The sequence below is a fragment of the Haladaptatus sp. W1 genome (assembly GCF_001723155.1).
GTDB lineage: Archaea > Halobacteriota > Halobacteria > Halobacteriales > Haladaptataceae > Haladaptatus > Haladaptatus paucihalophilus.
In genome coordinates this window covers 18,702-33,869 of the sequence record NZ_MEIH01000132.1, presented here as the reverse complement: position 1 = coordinate 33,869, position 15,168 = coordinate 18,702, and the positions used below count along the sequence as shown (strand labels likewise).

The following is a 15,168-nucleotide window of genomic DNA, read 5'->3' as shown; positions in this document are numbered from 1 at the left end:
TGTCAGAGCAACGCTCTGACGAGCCATTCGTTCACGAGAACTCTGTTCACGAAGACCTCGCGTGATACTCACGCAGGCCCGAGTCGAAGGGGCCTCGGGCCTGCTGGTGCACGCGCCACGGTGGTTCTCCTCGTGCCGAAACTCGAAGAACGCGTTACTCGTCGCCGGGCCATTCGGCGTCGCCGAAGAACTCGATGCCCATCTTCTGGGCGGAACGAGAAATCATGTGCGCGCCGGTCGGCGCGGTGAGGAACAGGAAGATGATGCCGACCAGCGAGGTGAGTCCGGCACCTTCCGGGCCGTAGTAGACGAACCCGGCGAGCAACAGCGAAGCCGAGCCGAGCGTCGTCGCCTTGCTGGTCGCGTGCATCCGGTTGTACACGTCGGGGAGTCTGATGAGGCCGACCGTGCCGACCACGAGGAAGAAACACCCGACGGCGATGAGCAGCGTGATGAGGATTTCTTGAACGAGGTTCATTTGACGATATCTCCTTCGATGACGTACTGCGAAACCGCGATGGTGCTGATGAACCCGATGATGGCGAGGACGAGGCTCACCGTGACGAACAACCCTTCGCCGGTTTCGAGCGCGTACAGGGCCGCGATGGCGACGACGTTCGTTGCGATGGTGTCGAGCGCGACCACTCGGTCGGGAACCGTCGGCCCCTTGATGACGCGGTAGCCCGCGAGCAGGGTCAGGCCGCTCGCGATGACGAGGCCGACCTGCACGGCGAGGGAGAATATCGCGGGGTCAGTTGCCACGCTTGACACCTCCTTCGGCCGGTTCGCCGGTCGCGTGGGCCATCGGAAGTTCCGGCACCGGGTCGCCGGGTTTGCCCTCCTCGTCGAAGATGACGAGGGCATAATCCTCCCACGTTCGAATCGGGTCGACGATGCCGTCCGTGTCCGTGGCGTCGATGCTGTGTACGTAGAGCGCGTTCGTCTCCTCGTCGTAGTCCATTGTTATCGTCCCCGGCGTGAGGGTGATGCTGTTTGCGATGGTCGTAATCGCCCCGTCCGTCTGCACGCGAAGCGGTACGACCACGACGCCCGGTTCGATGGGCATGCTCGGCAACAGGACGCGGTAGGCGACGTCGATGTTCGCCAGGATGAGGTCCTTGATGAATACGACGACGTACAACCCGGCGTAGGGGAGCGCCTGCACGGTTCGAGTGAGGTTCATGTCCAGGGTGTAAAACCGCCGGAACATGAACGCGATAAGCATCCCGAAGGCGAGTCCGATGAGGAACTCACCGATTATCCGCGTCGGGTCGAGCGCGACCCCGCGAACGAACAGCCAGAGGACCGCGAGGACGACGCCGATGACGGGCCACTTCTTCATGCGGGCCCACCTCCGAGCACCGCTTGGATGTACTCCCGTCTGTGAATCGCGGCACCGGCCGCCGCCTCTGCCGCCCGAAGCACGGGGTCGAACCCGATACCGACGAGCAGGACGAGGGCCGCGAGTCCGGCGAGGACGACCACGCCGGTCGGCTTCGCGCCGTTCTCGACCATCGGACTCACCGCGCCCCAGAAGCCGCGGTTCCACGCCCGGGAGAAGTACGCGATGGTGAGAATCGCGCCGAGCAGCGCGATGGCGAGCGCGACGGACGCGCCTGCGTCACCCGCGGTACGGAAGACGAGGAACTTCCCGAAGAAGCCCGAGAGGGGCGGTATCCCGATGAGCGAAAGCGCCCCGACGAAGAACACGGCCGACAGGACCGGTTCCTTGCGGGTCAGTCCCCCGAGGTCGGCAAAGCGCGTCGAACCGACCGACGAGAACACCGACCCCGAGGCCAGGAACAACAGGCCCTTCGCCAGTGCGTGGTTCAGCGAGTAGATGAGCGCCGCCGTGACCGCGAGAATCTGTATCTCTTCGCTTCCCGCAGTCGCGCCGATTGCGAGGGGCAGGACGATGAACCCGACCTGTCCGATGCTGGAGTAGGCGAGTAAGCCGTCGATGTCGTCGCGGCCGACCGCGCCGAGGCCGCCGAGCAGGATGCTCGCCGTCGCCATGATGAACATGACGGGGCCGAAAAAGCCCAGCGCGGACGTCCCGGACAGACCGGGCAGGCCCAGTCCATCCGGAATCGACAGCCACGAGAAGACGGTGAAGTACAGCCTGATGATGGCGTAGATTCCGACCTTCTTCACGACGCCCGCGAGCATGGCGGACACCGGCGCGGGTGCGGCGCTGTACGCCGGGGGCACCCAGAACTGGAACGGTGCCAGCCCGGACTTCAGCGCGAAGACCGTGAACAGGAGCGCCGATAGACCCAACAAGGGAAGCGGAGTGATACTGTTCGCCGCCGGGTTGGCGAGTCGGTGTGCCAAATCGGCCATGTTGAGCGTCCCCGTCGTCGAGTAGATGCCACCGATGGCGAGGAGCATGACCGCGCTCCCGATGAGGTTGAGGACGACGTACTGGAGCGCCGCGCGGGTGTGCTGTGGTCCGCTGTAGAACACCACGAGGACGTAGCTCGACATGAGCATCACCTCGAACCAGACGAAGAGGTTGAAGATGTCGCCCGTGAGGAACGCACCGCTCACCCCGACCAACATGAAGTGATACAGCGGGTGGTAGGAGAGTCGCTGACCGAACTCGTCCACGTACTGCACCGAGAAGACCAGCGCAGCGAACGAGACGATGGCGGCGAGTCCGAGCATGAACACCGAGAGCGGGTCGGCGACGAGCGTGATGCCGAACGGTGCGGGCCAGTTACCGAGTTGATACGGGATGGTCCGCGCCGCGCCCAAGGGGTCCACGTCGGTCCAGAGCAACGCGACGACGGCGACGTACGCCGCCCCACCGAGGACGCTGACGCCGCGCTGGACGGTCGAATACCGTCGAACGACGAGCGTCAGAATCGCCGTCACGAGCGGGACGAGCAGCGGTTCGATGACGAGTTGATTCATGTGGAATCACCCAATTCGTTGAGGTCGATAGTGCCGTGTTCTTGATAGACGCGATACGTCAAGACGAGCGAAAACGCCGTCGTCCCGAAGCCGATGACGATGGCCGTCAGGACGAGCGCCTGCACGACCGGGTCGGTGATGTGACCGCCGCCGTGGCTCCCGTGGCCGAAAATGGGGACGCTTCCGCCGAGTTTGCCCATCGTCACCAGATAGACGTTGGCGGCCTGACTGATGATGGTCACTCCCCAGATGACGCGTATCACGTCCCGTCGGAGGACGAGGAACGTCCCGAGGGAGAACAACACCCCGAGAACTATCGCGAGTATCAACTGGGGGTTCACGGCTTCGCTCATTCGGAACCCACCACCGAGAGGATCGTCAGGAGCGAGCCAACGACGACGAAGTAGACCCCCGTGTCGAAGGCCACCGCGCTCGCCACTTCGAACTCCGTGTAAATCGGGAAGTGGAACACCTCGTACGTCTGGTTCATGAAGGCGTCACCGAAGGCCATCGCAACCAGACCGCTTCCGGCGGCGAGCGCCAATCCGAACGCGAATAGGGTCCGGTAGTTCTCGACGATGCCGTGTTGGAGGTGTTCTATCGGCCCGCGAACGAGTCGGTGGAATATCTCCTCTTCGAGGAAGTCCAACCCGTAGACGATGTAGATGAGGGCGAACGCCGTCGTCGTCAGGACGCCCGCGATGAATCCGCCGCCGGGGTGGTTGTGTCCCTGCAACATCAACGCGACCGACGTGAGGAAGATGAGCGGGACGACGGTGCGTGTAACGGTCCGCGTGATTATCGTCGTCATTGGGTTTCACCTCGTTCACGCATGGCGATCAGCGTCAACACCGAGAGTGCGGCCATCGCGACGACGGAGATCTCTCCCATCGTATCGAAGCCACGGAAGTCCACCAGAATGACGTTGACGATGTTGTGACCGCCCGCCTCTTCCACCGTCACGCCGTAATCGAGGAAGGTCTGTGCGATGGAGTTGGCGGGGTCCGCTACCGTCGTGACCAACACCGTAACGAAGACGGTCGTTCCGACCGCCAGCGAGAGGATACCGTCCCGAACGGCGCGACTGCGTTTTATCTCGCCGTAGAACGTCGGTAGCCGGTCCAAGACGAGCAGGAAGATGACGAGCGTCAGCGTCTCGACGACCAATTGCGTGAGCGCGAGGTCCGGGGCGTCGGCGAGGATGTAAAATATCGCCACCATAAACCCGAGAATCGAGAGCGTAAGCACGCCCGAGATGTGGGACGGGGCGATACTGACCGCGAACGCGCCGACGACGGCGACCCCGAGGACGAGCGCGAGCGAGGGCGTCATACCCGCCGCGAATCCGAAACTCGGGAGGGCGACGCCCGCCGCCGCGTAGCCGCCGAGCGCGAGGAGCGTCACCGCCGTCAGCGACCACGTTGCGTAGGTTCGAAGTAGGCCGGTCTGGACGTGCGGAATCGTCTCGACGCTCGCGTCGTTCAGGCCGTACACCGCGTTGTCGTACCACCAGTTCGCGCGAAGGGGATTGACCGTGAGCAGGCGGTTGATGCCCCGGTGGAGGTCGTCGTAGTACTGATACGCGACGAGTCCCACGGCGATGGTTATCGCGCTCATGGTCGCGGCGGGTGTGACCGACGTCGGAAGGTGGTAACTGAAGTGAACCGCTTCGGCGGCCTCGGCGTGTGCCGCGGGCGGAAGGGTGCTTTCGACCACGCTTCCGACGAAGTGGTTGAGCGAGGTCGGCGCGATGCCGAACGTGTCCGTCACGCCGCCGAGTCCGATGAGCGCCGCGATGGTTCCGAGGATTGCGGGCGGAACCAACATCGTTAGCGGCGGCCGATGCACGTGGCCCAATCCCTTCGGTTTCTCGCCGAAGAAGAGCATCAGGAACCGAATCGAGTAGAGGAAGGTGAAGATGCTCCCGAAGACGGCGACGACGGGGAACAGCCACGCAAGTCCGCCGTGGATTTCGGCCGCGTGGTAGGCCGACTCGAAGAGGAACTCCTTCGAGTAGAAACCGTTGAACGGCGGTACCCCGGCCATCCCGAGGGCTGCGACGACGGTGATGGCCGCTGTGATAGGTAAGTCACGCCACAGCCCGCCGAGATGCTTTATCTTCCGCGTTCCGGCCTCGTGCGCGATGATACCGGCGACGAGGAACAGCGCGGCCTTGAACATCGCGTGATTCAGGATGTGGAACGCGCCCGTCTCGGCACCGTACTCGGAGGCGAACCCGAATCCGGCGACGATGAGGCCGAGGTGGCTCGCCGTCGAGTAGGCCAGCAGTTCCTTGATGTCCGTCGCCGCGACGGCGAGGATGGCCGTAATCGTCATCGTCACCAAGCCGAGCACCGCGAACAGCAACATCCAGTCGGGGATGATGTGTACTCCCTCGGGAAGGAACAACGGCCGGAATCGCCCGACGAGGTAGACGCCCGCCTTGACCATCGTCGCGGAGTGGAGGAACGCCGAAACCGGCGTCGGCGCTTCCATCGCGTTCGGCAGCCAGATGTGAAGCGGGACCTGTGCCGATTTCGCCGCCGCGCCGACGGCGATGAGCGCGAGCGCGGGAACGAACAGCCCCGCCGCGTGAAGTTGCGCGTTCACGCTGGCGGCGTCCGTGAGGATTCCGCCGGGCCCGAACATCGCAAAGGTACCAGTCACCTTGTTGATAAGGATGAACCCGATAAGCATGAACAGCCCACCGGACACCGTGATGAGCATGGACTTTCGGGCGGCGTACTGTGACGACCGTCGGTCGGTGTAGTGACCGATGAGGATGAACGACGACAGGCTGGTCAGTTCCCAGAACACGAACAGCGAGATGAGGTCAGCCGAGAACGCCACCCCCAGCATCGACCCCATGAAGGCCAGCAGCGCGGTGTAGTATTTCGCCTTGCCCGGTTCGCCGTGCATGTACCCACCGGAGTAGGTGAGGATGAGCACGCCGACTCCACTGGCGAGGAAGCCGATGAGCAAGGAGAGACCGTCCACGTAAAACTGCAACGAGACCCCGAGCGAGGGAATCCACTGGAAGGAAACCGAGCCGCTCGTGCCGAGTTGGCTTGCGACCATCCCAAAGCATGCGAGCGCGACCGCCGCCGCGTAGTAGGCGGTCCGCTCGCGGAGGACGCGGTAGACGAGTGGGGTCACCACCGCCGCCGCGAAGGGAAGCATCACCAGCGCAAGCACAACGACGGCTGTCGGGTTCGATGGTGATTGCACACTCGGAATTGGCGATGGACCTACCTTAACAGTTCTCAAAGCGTGTGGTCCTTGCGGGTATCTCCTTCCGACGCGTCGGGAGGAAACTGGAATTTCGGACCGTGCGGACACGTCCACCATGACGGACGACGCGTTCGATGTGGGTCGATGTCGTTATCTCCCCGAATCGAAAAGTACCACTCAGAAATATATCTCTCAGTCGTTTCTTCCCGACATACATTCAATTTTACGAGAATTACCATTGTATTTTAAATGGGTATATCCAGACATATCTTTATTAGGCAAGAGTATCAAAGCGTCTTATAACGCGCATACCGTCCGGGAAAAGCAAATAGAAATCAGGTTTGTAACTATCCTGAATCAGACATTTGTATCCAATTATCGGAATACGTATATACCGAATTGCGTTCGGACGGTGCGACCGCGCGTCGAAGGAGAAACCAAAACATGACACTCAAAGAAACAGTCAGCGCGAAGCTGTCCGAAACGCGAGCCGTAAGTCCCGTTATCGGCGTTATCCTCATGGTCGCCATTACGGTCATTCTGGCGGCCGTCATCGGAACGTTCGTGATGGGTCTGGGGAACAACGTGAGCAAGAATGCACAAGCAGGTGTGTCGTTCGACCAGGTAAATGACACACAGGTTGATGTTCAATTGACTTCGTTGGGGAACGTCCAAGACGCCGCTAACTTCTCGATAAAATCCAGTGGTTGTGGTGACGACGGTTCGCCATTCACTGAAGTCGGTGATGTTGCATCTGTCACCGGTTGTAACGGGAGTGGCGACAAAATCACAGTCGTTGCAGAAATCAACGGAAATGAGAACGTCGTTGCTACGTACGAACTGAACTAGATCTCTCCCAATTCTATCGTCCTTATTTGAGCCAACTGTGTTTCCAGAAGACACATTTTAGTCACTGAGATAATTGCCTTTCTCACAATTATCTGATTTCACAGTACACAAAAGGATGGAAACAAATCGAACCCTGCTGGGGTAGGGTAGGGGTGTTGGCAATCGATTTGTCGCGGGTCTCTCCGCCCGCATTTCTTCGGAGGAGGTACAGTGTAAAAGTTGTACGCCTTATCCGGGGTGAAAGTGAACGAGCGGGACTGAGGATGTGATACGCCACTGCTAGGAACTGCCACCCATCCCGTCGGACGTTGCGAGCGCGATTCCGGCATCTTTTACTGATGGACTGAATACCCCCATCATGGACCAGTTGAAGGAGTCGCTTTTGGAAGCCCCGATCATCGAGAAAGACGGCTATCATTACTTCGTCCATCCCATCAGCGACGGGATTCCGATGCTCGAACCGACGCTTCTGCGCGAAATCGTCATCAAGATCATCCGCAAGGCGGACTTGGAGAACGTCGATAAAATCGTCACCCCCGCCGCGATGGGGATTCACATCTCGACCGCCGTGTCGCTGATGACCGACATCCCGCTGGTGGTCATCCGCAAGCGTCAGTACGGACTCGACGGGGAAGTCTCGCTGTCCCAGCAGACGGGCTACTCGGAGAACGAGATGTTCATCAACAACGTGGACGAGGGCGACCGCGTGCTGCTGCTGGACGACGTGCTCAGCACGGGCGGAACAATGAAGGCCGTGACTCAGGCACTCGAATACATCGGCGCGGACGTTGTGGACGTGTGTGCCGTCATCAAGAAGGTGGGTGCGAACGAGTTGGACGACACCGACTACCAGGTGAAGACGCTCATCAACGTGGACGTACAAGACGGAGAAGTCGTCATCATCGACGAACACGGCGACGGATAACATGTTCTCCCGCCAGTTCCTCTCGATGGTTTCGACGACGACGCTCGTGATTGGCGCGTTGCTCGTGGGCGACGCCATCCACGGGTCGGTCGTGCTGGGGACGTACGGAGTGACGTCGCCCGCGTTCGTCCTTCGGGTACTTCCCGGTCTCGCGTTCATCTGGCTGGGATACACCCTGCGCGAGCACCACGAGAAGTTTCTCAACTCGTACTTCGCGGGGCGGGAGGCGGCGGCGAGACCCGACGACGGTGGAGAGGAGTTCGACGAGCGGATGTCCCCGCTCTCGGACGAGAGCATGGCGAACCTCGAAGCCCGCGAGCGGGAACGAGATAAAAGCGAGTGAACTCATTGCAGAACGTTTATGCTTGTGCCCCATTAGCACAAACCATGGCGTTGAAGACTAGCGTCCCGAAGTCGTTGCGTGGTCCAATTGGGCTACTGTCGATAATCGTCGCTCTGCTCGGAGCCGTTATCGGCTACATCTTCCTCCTGTTCGGGGTATCGCTGTATTTCCAACTGGTTCCGCAAATGAACGAGACGATGACGCAGAGCGAATCGCTCGTCGTCATCGTGACCGGTATCGTCGTCTTCGCAGTCGGCTACGCTGGCTGGCGTGGATTCCACTACTTCGCGTACTAACGAACGTATGGATATTCGAAACCATCCTGATTCCCCCGACTTCGAGGACCTCCAAGACCTCCTCATCGAACCCGTTTCGCGGTCCGAAATCGAAGCACGTCGAGACGACGGCGACGTACTCGTCGAGGACAACGTTCGGGAACGAGAGGACCTAAACGTCGTCGCGTACCTCAGCGGTGACCCGGACGCTGCCGAGACTGACAACATCGGCGTTCCGCTGTATCGACTCGTCCAACTGTTCGGCACACCACAACTGCCCGAACTACAAGCTGGCGAAGATATCAGCGGCCGGATGGATTCTACGTTCAAATATCTCTTTCGGGTGACGCATAAGGGGACGCCCGGTGAACTACCGACGGAGTGGCTCATGACGATTCACGATTCACACGTCAGGTTCGCTGCCAGCGTCGCCGAATGGCGGGATGCGGAGACCGAATTCACCGCCGACTCGAAACTCGCGCTGACGACCTACGCGCTCGCCCTCGAACTCGTCCTCGAACCGGTCGAGTGCGTCTACGAGGGCTTGCGCTTCTGAACCATCATGGACGACCTCGGAAATCGGCTCTTTTACTGGATGTCCGACGAGGCCAACCTATCGTTGCTGTTGTTCCTCGTCGTCGCACTGCTTGGGGGGTCGAGTCTCGTCCTGTTCGTCGTCTCACGTCAGCGGTCGGCAACGCAGTTGGAGTTCGTTCTCCTCGTCTCCGCGATGGTCGTCATGTTCTACATGACGCTTCGCAACAGCACGTTCTAACGGGTCAGAACGTGCATGATTGCGAACACGAGCGCTATCGAGCCGACGAGTAGTCCCGCAAACACCGGAATGATGGCACCGTAGGAGTACAGCCCGTACCAGTGTCCGGCGTACGTTAACACGATGAACGACGGAACGGAGAGGATGAAAAAGAGCGACGAGAGGTAACTGGCTAACGTCGGGTCGTCGCCGTGTTTTGCGAAGGTACCCCGCTCACGAACTAAACGCTCCCGGGTTGGTACGTCTTTCGACACGAACGCACCTACCGATGGACGGGACAAAACCCTCACGGTTTCACGTTGACACGTACGCACCGACCGTCAACGCGGAGAGATACGCACCGAGATACACCGCACCGTAGACGATGATCGCGGCGACGACGGCTGTTCCCGTCAGTTTCGGAAGCAGGATGTCACGAGCGCCGGACGTGTACGGTAGAAGCCAAAGCGGTGCGACCCACGACCCGACCAAGGTAATAGCCCCGACGAAGAATCCCACGAGTCCGACACGAATGCTTTCGTGCAGATCGTACGCCACGAGATGAGCGAATACGCCCGAAAGGGCGAGCGGGACGAGGACGAACACGGGGTCTATCGAAACCGCCATCAAGTCCGCTAAGCTGTACGTGAAAGCGGCCATCCCACCGATGACACCGACGGTCACGCTTTTTCCGAGGAACGCGAGCCGTCGCCGATAGACGCTTCCGTGGCGGCGGTCAGTCGTCCATCCGTTGGTTTCCGTCTCGGAGTTCCCGCTCGTTTCCGTCTCCGTCATCGCTCCGTCCCTCCGGTGTGGACCGAAACGTGTATTCCCTTCTCCCCGATTCTCCCGCGGAGGTTGCCGGAAAACGTCGCGGAGCCGGAGCGTATCGCTCGTTTCGCCCGTGCAGTGCGGTCGGGATTCAGACCGACTTCGACCTGTAACGTTACCGTCCCCTTCGCGGGAACGGTCGTCTCACCGAACGGTGTCGTCGTCCCGTCCGTCAACTGCGTCTCACCGTCGTAGACGTGTATCAAGCCGCTGTAAAACACGATATCCCGTCGCGTCGGGTTGTGAATGGTGAGCGTCGTCGTGAGGTGCTGTCCACCGTCGGTCACGGTCGCCCCCGATGTCGTTACGTCGACGGAACCGATGTTCATCGCTGCGATGTGTCCTACCATGGTCGGGACGAACAACCACGCCGTAACGAGGGCGGTGAGAAGGACGGCAGCCACGAGGAGGGGCCGCTCCGGTCGAAGTGCGGAGCGAGCGGTTGGATTTGACATTAGATAGCACTTGGTATGAATGTCATTGCCGTAAGGGTTTCCGTTTCTAACAAAAAAGAGTCGGAACGAAATTCCGAACGTCAGTCCGAGGCGTCCGGTGCAATCGCCTCTCTGTTCGACGCCGACGAATCGTAGAGGTGGCACGCGGTCGTCTGCTCTCCAGACTGGCGAAGTTCCGGGGAGCTTCGTTCACAAATCGAGCTAAACTTCCGGTTGAGTTGCTCCATTGCGTCCTTCTCGTTACCGTCGAGGAGGTCACGCGTGGCCGAACGAAGCGCGTTTTCTGCCTGTTTCGGTATGTCGAGCGAATCGACATCTACCGTTCCCATTCGCTCGCCATCGGCTTGATGTTCTTCGGGAAGTTCGAGCGAGAGACCGGTTTCGAGGACGGCATCGACCGCCGACCGTTGATCCGCGTGACCCTCAGCGATATCCTCGACTTCGAGATCACCCGTCTGAACGCGGCGTTTGAAGTTGAATCCACGCCGGAACGCATCCTGACTTCCCGACCAGTCCTCGGGCGGGATGATGTTCGCACACCGGGGATGGAATTTGCATCCGGACGGTGGATTCCGCGGGTTTGGAACCTCGCCGGTGACGTTCGCCCGTCGTCGCTGTGCACCGGGTTCGATTTCCGGCACCGCGTCGAACAGCGCCTCCGTGTAGGGGTGTTTCGGGTCGTTCACCACGTCGTCGGTCGGCCCCTGCTCGACGATATTCCCGAGATACATGATGGCGGTGCGGTCACACATGTATCGAATCAGCGAGAGGTCGTGACTGATGAACACGTACGTCAACCCGTACTCGTCCTGCAACTCCTTCATCAGGTTCAACACGCCCGCGCGAATCGACACGTCGAGCATCGAGACGGGCTCGTCACAGACGATGAAGTCGGGGTTCACGACCAGCGCACGCGCGATAGCGACCCGTTGGCGCTCACCGCCGGATAGCTCCTTCGGGAACTCGTTCAGATACGCCTCGGCAGGGGACAGACCAACGTCGTTTAGCACCTGAATGACCTGCTCACGTCGGTCTTGGTAGCCGTCGCCGATGTCGTTTATCTTGAGCGGCTCGACGACCGACTGGAACACCGTCATCCGTGGGTTCAGGCTCTCGAAGGGGTCCTGAAAGATCATCTGTACGCGCTGTCGGAACTCCTGTTGGTCCTCACGGAGCAGTTCGGACATGTCGCGTCCGTCGAACAGAATCCTCCCGCTCGTCGGCTCGTACAGTTTGACCAACAGCTTCCCGAGCGTGGTCTTCCCACACCCGGATTCGCCCGCGATACCCATGATATCGCCCTTGTTGATGGTCAGGTCGACGTCCTGAACCGCCCGAACCGGCTGTGCCTCGCGTCCGAGTAGTTGGTCGATTGCGCTCTGCGACAGGTCGAACAACTTCGAGACGTTCTGTATCTCTACTAGTGAGTCTGCGTCGTTTGTTGCCATTTTTCCTCCTTGCGTGCCTCAGTGCGCATCGTTTCGAGTTCGTCAACGCGGTAGCACGCCGACCGGTGGGTGTGCGGCGAACTCGCCTCGGTTCGTTTTCCCGTTTCGGCCTGCTCGGCGTCGTACATCGGCGGGTGGCTCGTATGACACTCGTCCACGACGAACGGACATCGCGGTGCGAACCGACAGCCATCGCTCGGGTCGAGCAGCGTCGGCGGCGACCCGGGAATCGAGATGAGGTTTTGGTCTACCTCTTCGACCGTCGGGAACGAGTTCTTCAGCCCGAGCGTGTACGGGTTTGCCGAATCGACGAGAACGTCCTGCATCGGGCCGCTCTCCATCATCTTTCCGCCGTACATGACCGCGAGTTTGTCGCAAATCTCGGCCATGACGCTGACGTCGTGGCTGACGACGAGAATGGCGACGTCGAACTCCTCTTGGAGTTCCTCTAGCTCCTCCAAGATACGGTCTTGGATGATGACGTCGAGCGCCGTCGTCGGCTCGTCCGCGATGAGCATGTCCGGGTTACACGCCATCGCCATGGCGATGACGGCGCGCTGTTTCATCCCACCGCTGTACTGATGGGCGTAGTCGTCCGCCCGGTCGGGGTCGATACCGACTCGCTCGATGAGATCACGTGCACGTTCGTGTGCCTTTTCGGGTGGGGTATCCGGTTCGTGACGCAGGATGGCTTCGACGATCTGATCGCCGACTTTGTACACCGGGTTGAGCGCGTTCATCGCGCTCTGTGGAATCAGCGCGATATTTCGCCAGCGCACATCCCGAATCTGTTGGTTGTCGAGCTGTGCGAGGTCGGTCATTCCGTCCGCACGCACGGGATACCGGTCGTCGTCGATGATTTCCCGACGTACGTTGCCGTGTTCGTCCTCCCACTCGGGAAGCGTACCGTCGAACCACACCTCGCCGCTTTCGATGTACCCGTTCGAGTCGAGCAGGTGCATCAGCGACTTCGCCAGCGTGGTCTTCCCACAGCCCGATTCGCCGACGAGACCGTACGTCTCGCCGTGTTCGACACTGAAGCTAACGCCGTCGACAGCGTGAACTTGCTTGTCACCGGCGTCGTAGCGAACACACAAATCATTTACTTCTAGTAATGACATGGTTTACTCCTGTGGATTAGCGAGGTCCTCCACCGAGAATCCGATGAAGTAGAACGCTGCCGCGATAGAGGTAATCGCCAGCCCCGGCGGGATGAGCCACCACGGTGCGTCGAAGACGTACCCCTTTGATTTGACATTCTGAATCATGATTCCCCACGAGTTGTTCGTGAAGTCGCCCAGACCGAGATACGCGAGCGAGGCCTGTGCGATAATCGCCCCCGCCGCGTCCTGTGCGAGGAAGACGAACGCGAGGGGAATAACGTTCGGAAGGATGTGCCGGAACACGATTCGCGTGTCGCTCGCACCCGCGACTCGTGCCGACTCGACGTACGCCCGTTCCTTGAGCGACAGGGTTTCCCCGCGAATGAGGATGCAGTTGTTGAGCCACGACGTAATCGCGATACCGAGGATGATGTTCGTCTGGCTGACGCCGCGGATAGAAACGAGGACGATGAGGAACGGAAGGAACGGCATTCCGTACATCACGTCCACGATGCGTTGAATGGTCTCGTCGATCCACGTATTCCCGTAAAATCCGCTGATGAGTCCGAGCGGAACGCCGACGAGACTGGAGAGGATTCCGGCCGCAAACCCGATGTAGAGTGCGTCTTTCGCGGCGTACACCAGTAGGGAGAATACCCCTTGACCAGTGCTGTTCGTCCCAAGGGGGATGAAGGCAGGATCACCGAACGCGGGTGGATGTGGGAACTGTTGGCTCTGCTGGAGCGTCAGGCGGGCGTACGGGTCGTTTCCGACGAAGAGGCGCCAAGATGGATTGTGCGGCGCGAACACCGACGGAAACAGCGCCCAGAGAACGTAGACGACGAGGATGAAGAGCCCGATAACCCCCATCTTGTGGTGGGTATACCGACTCCATCCTCGTTTGAAGCGTTCGATCCGCGGTTCCCATCGCTCTTTGAGCGTGTTCGTTGCTGAAGCGTTTTCGGATTGTGTTGACATTCGTTATTCTCCTCCAAACTTGATCCGCGGGTCGAGGAAGGTGTATGCGATGTCCGTGACAAGTCGCATCGTGATTATCATGACGGCGAGCAGGAAGAACGCCGCCTGCGTGATCGGATAATCCTGCGCGAAGACCGCGCTGACCAGCATATCCCCGATACCGGGCCAGCTGAACACCTGCTCGATGATGACGCTGCCGTCCACGAGGAACGCGAGACCGACGATGGCCTGCGTCGCAACCGGAATCAACGCGTTCCGAGCCGCGTGCTTCATCAGTACGGTCCGCTCACTGAGACCCTTCGCCCGGGCGAGGAAGACGTAATCCTCCCCGGTGACGTTGTTCATCGACGGTCGCATGACGAGCATCGACCCGACCCACCCGACGAACGCGATGCTGAATAGCGGAAGCGCGATGTGGTGTAAGATGCTTCCCATCGCCACCATTGGTGTCCAATCTTGTATCCCGAACTGATCGACCATGTACGCGCTCTTCAACCACTGCAGCTTGTAGTCGAACAGCCAGATGAAGAGCCACGAGATCCAGAACGCGGGCATGGAGTACATCGTGAGCCCCGACGTGTAGATGAACTTGTCCTTGTTCGTGCCTCGCCACCAACCCAGATACATGCCGACGAGCGGGCCGACCGTGTACGAGATGACGAATCCGGCACCGAACAGGATGATCGTCCGCGGGAACCGTCGAATGATGATGTCCCAGACCGGAACCTGCTTGGTCGGCGACCGGCCGAAGTTACCGGTTTGGTAGTTTATCATGAAGTCCACGTACTGACGCCACAGCGGTTCGTTGAGTCCCCACTGCTCCTGAAGCCGTGCGATCTGTGCCGGTTTCATCTCAGGCGTGATCATCTGCGAGATGAACGTCCCCGGCATGCTCCGGATGAGCACGAACAAAATCGTCATTATGACGAGCAACGTCAGATAGGAGACTATCAGCCGCTTTGCGAGATAACGGGTGCTAATCCTTGTCATATTTTGTCATCCGTTGATTTCGGTATGCTGTTTACCATATCGTTTACTCTTGCGTATCTATGCCATGCAT

20 protein-coding genes are annotated in these 15,168 nt (G+C 59.9%); 6 read left to right on the top strand and 14 right to left on the bottom strand.

Annotated features, from left to right (window positions below):
- Nucleotides 1-154: 154 nt before the first annotated feature.
- From mnhG to mbhE, 7 genes are read right to left on the bottom strand one after another with little or no spacing between them, the layout of a single operon-like run.
- Nucleotides 155-478 (bottom strand): monovalent cation/H(+) antiporter subunit G, encoded by a 324-nt coding sequence (gene mnhG / locus BG842_RS07255; protein WP_069450252.1) that lies wholly within the window; start codon nucleotides 476-478, stop codon nucleotides 155-157.
- Complete coding sequence (locus BG842_RS07250) at nucleotides 475-762, bottom strand: monovalent cation/H+ antiporter complex subunit F (protein WP_069450251.1); 288 nt, start codon at nucleotides 760-762, stop codon at nucleotides 475-477. Before BG842_RS07250 ends, mnhG begins: the two co-directional genes overlap by 4 nt.
- Nucleotides 752-1,342 (bottom strand): Na+/H+ antiporter subunit E, encoded by a 591-nt coding sequence (locus BG842_RS07245; RefSeq protein ID WP_069450250.1) that lies wholly within the window; start codon nucleotides 1,340-1,342, stop codon nucleotides 752-754. Before BG842_RS07245 ends, BG842_RS07250 begins: the two co-directional genes overlap by 11 nt.
- Complete coding sequence (locus BG842_RS07240; protein WP_069450249.1) at nucleotides 1,339-2,916, bottom strand: complex I subunit 5 family protein; 1,578 nt, start codon at nucleotides 2,914-2,916, stop codon at nucleotides 1,339-1,341. The genes BG842_RS07245 and BG842_RS07240 overlap by 4 nt, the downstream gene beginning before the upstream one ends.
- Entirely contained in the window at nucleotides 2,913-3,269 is a 357-nt protein-coding gene (locus tag BG842_RS07235) for a sodium:proton antiporter (RefSeq protein ID WP_007978675.1), read from the bottom strand. Before BG842_RS07235 ends, BG842_RS07240 begins: the two co-directional genes overlap by 4 nt.
- Nucleotides 3,266-3,727 carry an MnhB domain-containing protein gene (locus BG842_RS07230; RefSeq protein ID WP_007978677.1) on the bottom strand — a complete coding sequence of 154 codons (462 nt, stop codon included), beginning with the start codon at nucleotides 3,725-3,727 and terminating at the stop codon, nucleotides 3,266-3,268. Before BG842_RS07230 ends, BG842_RS07235 begins: the two co-directional genes overlap by 4 nt.
- Nucleotides 3,724-6,096, bottom strand: a complete 2,373-nt coding sequence (gene mbhE, locus BG842_RS07225; RefSeq protein ID WP_069450248.1) for a hydrogen gas-evolving membrane-bound hydrogenase subunit E — start codon at nucleotides 6,094-6,096, stop codon at nucleotides 3,724-3,726. Before mbhE ends, BG842_RS07230 begins: the two co-directional genes overlap by 4 nt.
- A gap of 495 nt (nucleotides 6,097-6,591) precedes the next feature.
- On the opposite strand from mbhE, the gene BG842_RS07220 reads away from it, so the two are divergent.
- The 6 genes from BG842_RS07220 (at nucleotide 6,592) to BG842_RS07195 (ending at nucleotide 9,314) form a co-directional block, all read left to right on the top strand.
- Nucleotides 6,592-6,996, top strand: a complete 405-nt coding sequence (locus tag BG842_RS07220) for a type IV pilin (protein ID WP_069450247.1) — start codon at nucleotides 6,592-6,594, stop codon at nucleotides 6,994-6,996.
- 358 nt (nucleotides 6,997-7,354) lie between these two features.
- Nucleotides 7,355-7,921, top strand: coding sequence for a hypoxanthine/guanine phosphoribosyltransferase (hpt, locus tag BG842_RS07215; protein ID WP_007978682.1), 567 nt, complete (start codon nucleotides 7,355-7,357; stop codon nucleotides 7,919-7,921).
- Between the two features lies 1 nt (nucleotide 7,922).
- Complete coding sequence (locus tag BG842_RS07210; RefSeq protein ID WP_069450246.1) at nucleotides 7,923-8,264, top strand: hypothetical protein; 342 nt, start codon at nucleotides 7,923-7,925, stop codon at nucleotides 8,262-8,264.
- A 44-nt stretch (nucleotides 8,265-8,308) separates the two neighbouring features.
- On the top strand, nucleotides 8,309-8,560 hold the full coding sequence (locus BG842_RS07205) for a hypothetical protein (protein ID WP_069450245.1): 252 nt from the start codon (nucleotides 8,309-8,311) through the stop codon (nucleotides 8,558-8,560).
- A gap of 7 nt (nucleotides 8,561-8,567) precedes the next feature.
- On the top strand, nucleotides 8,568-9,095 hold the full coding sequence (locus BG842_RS07200) for a hypothetical protein (protein ID WP_069450244.1): 528 nt from the start codon (nucleotides 8,568-8,570) through the stop codon (nucleotides 9,093-9,095).
- Between the two features lie 6 nt (nucleotides 9,096-9,101).
- Nucleotides 9,102-9,314, top strand: coding sequence for a hypothetical protein (locus BG842_RS07195; protein WP_007978686.1), 213 nt, complete (start codon nucleotides 9,102-9,104; stop codon nucleotides 9,312-9,314).
- Here BG842_RS07195 and BG842_RS07190 read toward each other — a convergent pair.
- The 7 genes from BG842_RS07190 to BG842_RS07160 all read right to left on the bottom strand — a co-directional run bounded on the left by BG842_RS07190 (nucleotide 9,311) and on the right by BG842_RS07160 (nucleotide 15,098).
- The gene (locus BG842_RS07190; protein ID WP_069450243.1) at nucleotides 9,311-9,568 is read right to left on the bottom strand and encodes a hypothetical protein; all 258 of its coding nucleotides are present in this window, start codon (nucleotides 9,566-9,568) and stop codon (nucleotides 9,311-9,313) included. The two genes, BG842_RS07195 and BG842_RS07190, sit on opposite strands and share 4 nt — an antisense overlap.
- A gap of 40 nt (nucleotides 9,569-9,608) precedes the next feature.
- On the bottom strand, nucleotides 9,609-10,088 hold the full coding sequence (locus BG842_RS07185) for a hypothetical protein (RefSeq protein WP_069450242.1): 480 nt from the start codon (nucleotides 10,086-10,088) through the stop codon (nucleotides 9,609-9,611).
- On the bottom strand, nucleotides 10,085-10,579 hold the full coding sequence (locus BG842_RS07180; protein WP_254662974.1) for a hypothetical protein: 495 nt from the start codon (nucleotides 10,577-10,579) through the stop codon (nucleotides 10,085-10,087). Before BG842_RS07180 ends, BG842_RS07185 begins: the two co-directional genes overlap by 4 nt.
- Nucleotides 10,580-10,659: 80 nt before the next feature.
- Entirely contained in the window at nucleotides 10,660-12,027 is a 1,368-nt protein-coding gene (locus BG842_RS07175; protein WP_069450240.1) for an ABC transporter ATP-binding protein, read from the bottom strand.
- The gene (locus BG842_RS07170; protein ID WP_254662973.1) at nucleotides 12,000-13,148 is read right to left on the bottom strand and encodes an ABC transporter ATP-binding protein; all 1,149 of its coding nucleotides are present in this window, start codon (nucleotides 13,146-13,148) and stop codon (nucleotides 12,000-12,002) included. The genes BG842_RS07175 and BG842_RS07170 overlap by 28 nt, the downstream gene beginning before the upstream one ends.
- A 3-nt stretch (nucleotides 13,149-13,151) precedes the next feature.
- Entirely contained in the window at nucleotides 13,152-14,108 is a 957-nt protein-coding gene (locus BG842_RS07165; RefSeq protein ID WP_083252465.1) for an ABC transporter permease, read from the bottom strand.
- Nucleotides 14,109-14,111: 3 nt separating this feature from the next.
- On the bottom strand, nucleotides 14,112-15,098 hold the full coding sequence (locus BG842_RS07160; protein WP_254662972.1) for an ABC transporter permease: 987 nt from the start codon (nucleotides 15,096-15,098) through the stop codon (nucleotides 14,112-14,114).
- Between the last annotated feature and the right edge of the window lie 70 nt (nucleotides 15,099-15,168).

Excerpts from the sequence above, each read along its gene's own strand:
- BG842_RS07185 (WP_069450242.1), bottom strand. The coding sequence starts at position 10,088 with ATGACGGAGACGGAAACGAGCGGGAACTCCGAGACGGAAACCAACGGA.
- BG842_RS07195 (WP_007978686.1), top strand. The coding sequence starts at position 9,102 with ATGGACGACCTCGGAAATCGGCTCTTTTACTGGATGTCCGACGAGGCC.
- BG842_RS07160 (WP_254662972.1), bottom strand. The coding sequence starts at position 15,098 with ATGACAAGGATTAGCACCCGTTATCTCGCAAAGCGGCTGATAGTCTCC.
- mnhG (WP_069450252.1), bottom strand. The coding sequence starts at position 478 with ATGAACCTCGTTCAAGAAATCCTCATCACGCTGCTCATCGCCGTCGGG.
- BG842_RS07240 (WP_069450249.1), bottom strand. The coding sequence starts at position 2,916 with ATGAATCAACTCGTCATCGAACCGCTGCTCGTCCCGCTCGTGACGGCG.
- BG842_RS07210 (WP_069450246.1), top strand. The coding sequence starts at position 7,923 with ATGTTCTCCCGCCAGTTCCTCTCGATGGTTTCGACGACGACGCTCGTG.
- BG842_RS07200 (WP_069450244.1), top strand. The coding sequence starts at position 8,568 with ATGGATATTCGAAACCATCCTGATTCCCCCGACTTCGAGGACCTCCAA.
- BG842_RS07205 (WP_069450245.1), top strand. The coding sequence starts at position 8,309 with ATGGCGTTGAAGACTAGCGTCCCGAAGTCGTTGCGTGGTCCAATTGGG.
- hpt (WP_007978682.1), top strand. The coding sequence starts at position 7,355 with ATGGACCAGTTGAAGGAGTCGCTTTTGGAAGCCCCGATCATCGAGAAA.
- BG842_RS07175 (WP_069450240.1), bottom strand. The coding sequence starts at position 12,027 with ATGGCAACAAACGACGCAGACTCACTAGTAGAGATACAGAACGTCTCG.
- mbhE (WP_069450248.1), bottom strand. The coding sequence starts at position 6,096 with ATGCTTCCCTTCGCGGCGGCGGTGGTGACCCCACTCGTCTACCGCGTC.
- BG842_RS07165 (WP_083252465.1), bottom strand. The coding sequence starts at position 14,108 with ATGTCAACACAATCCGAAAACGCTTCAGCAACGAACACGCTCAAAGAG.
- BG842_RS07220 (WP_069450247.1), top strand. The coding sequence starts at position 6,592 with ATGACACTCAAAGAAACAGTCAGCGCGAAGCTGTCCGAAACGCGAGCC.
- BG842_RS07245 (WP_069450250.1), bottom strand. The coding sequence starts at position 1,342 with ATGAAGAAGTGGCCCGTCATCGGCGTCGTCCTCGCGGTCCTCTGGCTG.
- BG842_RS07230 (WP_007978677.1), bottom strand. The coding sequence starts at position 3,727 with ATGACGACGATAATCACGCGGACCGTTACACGCACCGTCGTCCCGCTC.
- BG842_RS07170 (WP_254662973.1), bottom strand. The coding sequence starts at position 13,148 with ATGTCATTACTAGAAGTAAATGATTTGTGTGTTCGCTACGACGCCGGT.
- BG842_RS07235 (WP_007978675.1), bottom strand. The coding sequence starts at position 3,269 with ATGAGCGAAGCCGTGAACCCCCAGTTGATACTCGCGATAGTTCTCGGG.
- BG842_RS07180 (WP_254662974.1), bottom strand. The coding sequence starts at position 10,579 with ATGTCAAATCCAACCGCTCGCTCCGCACTTCGACCGGAGCGGCCCCTC.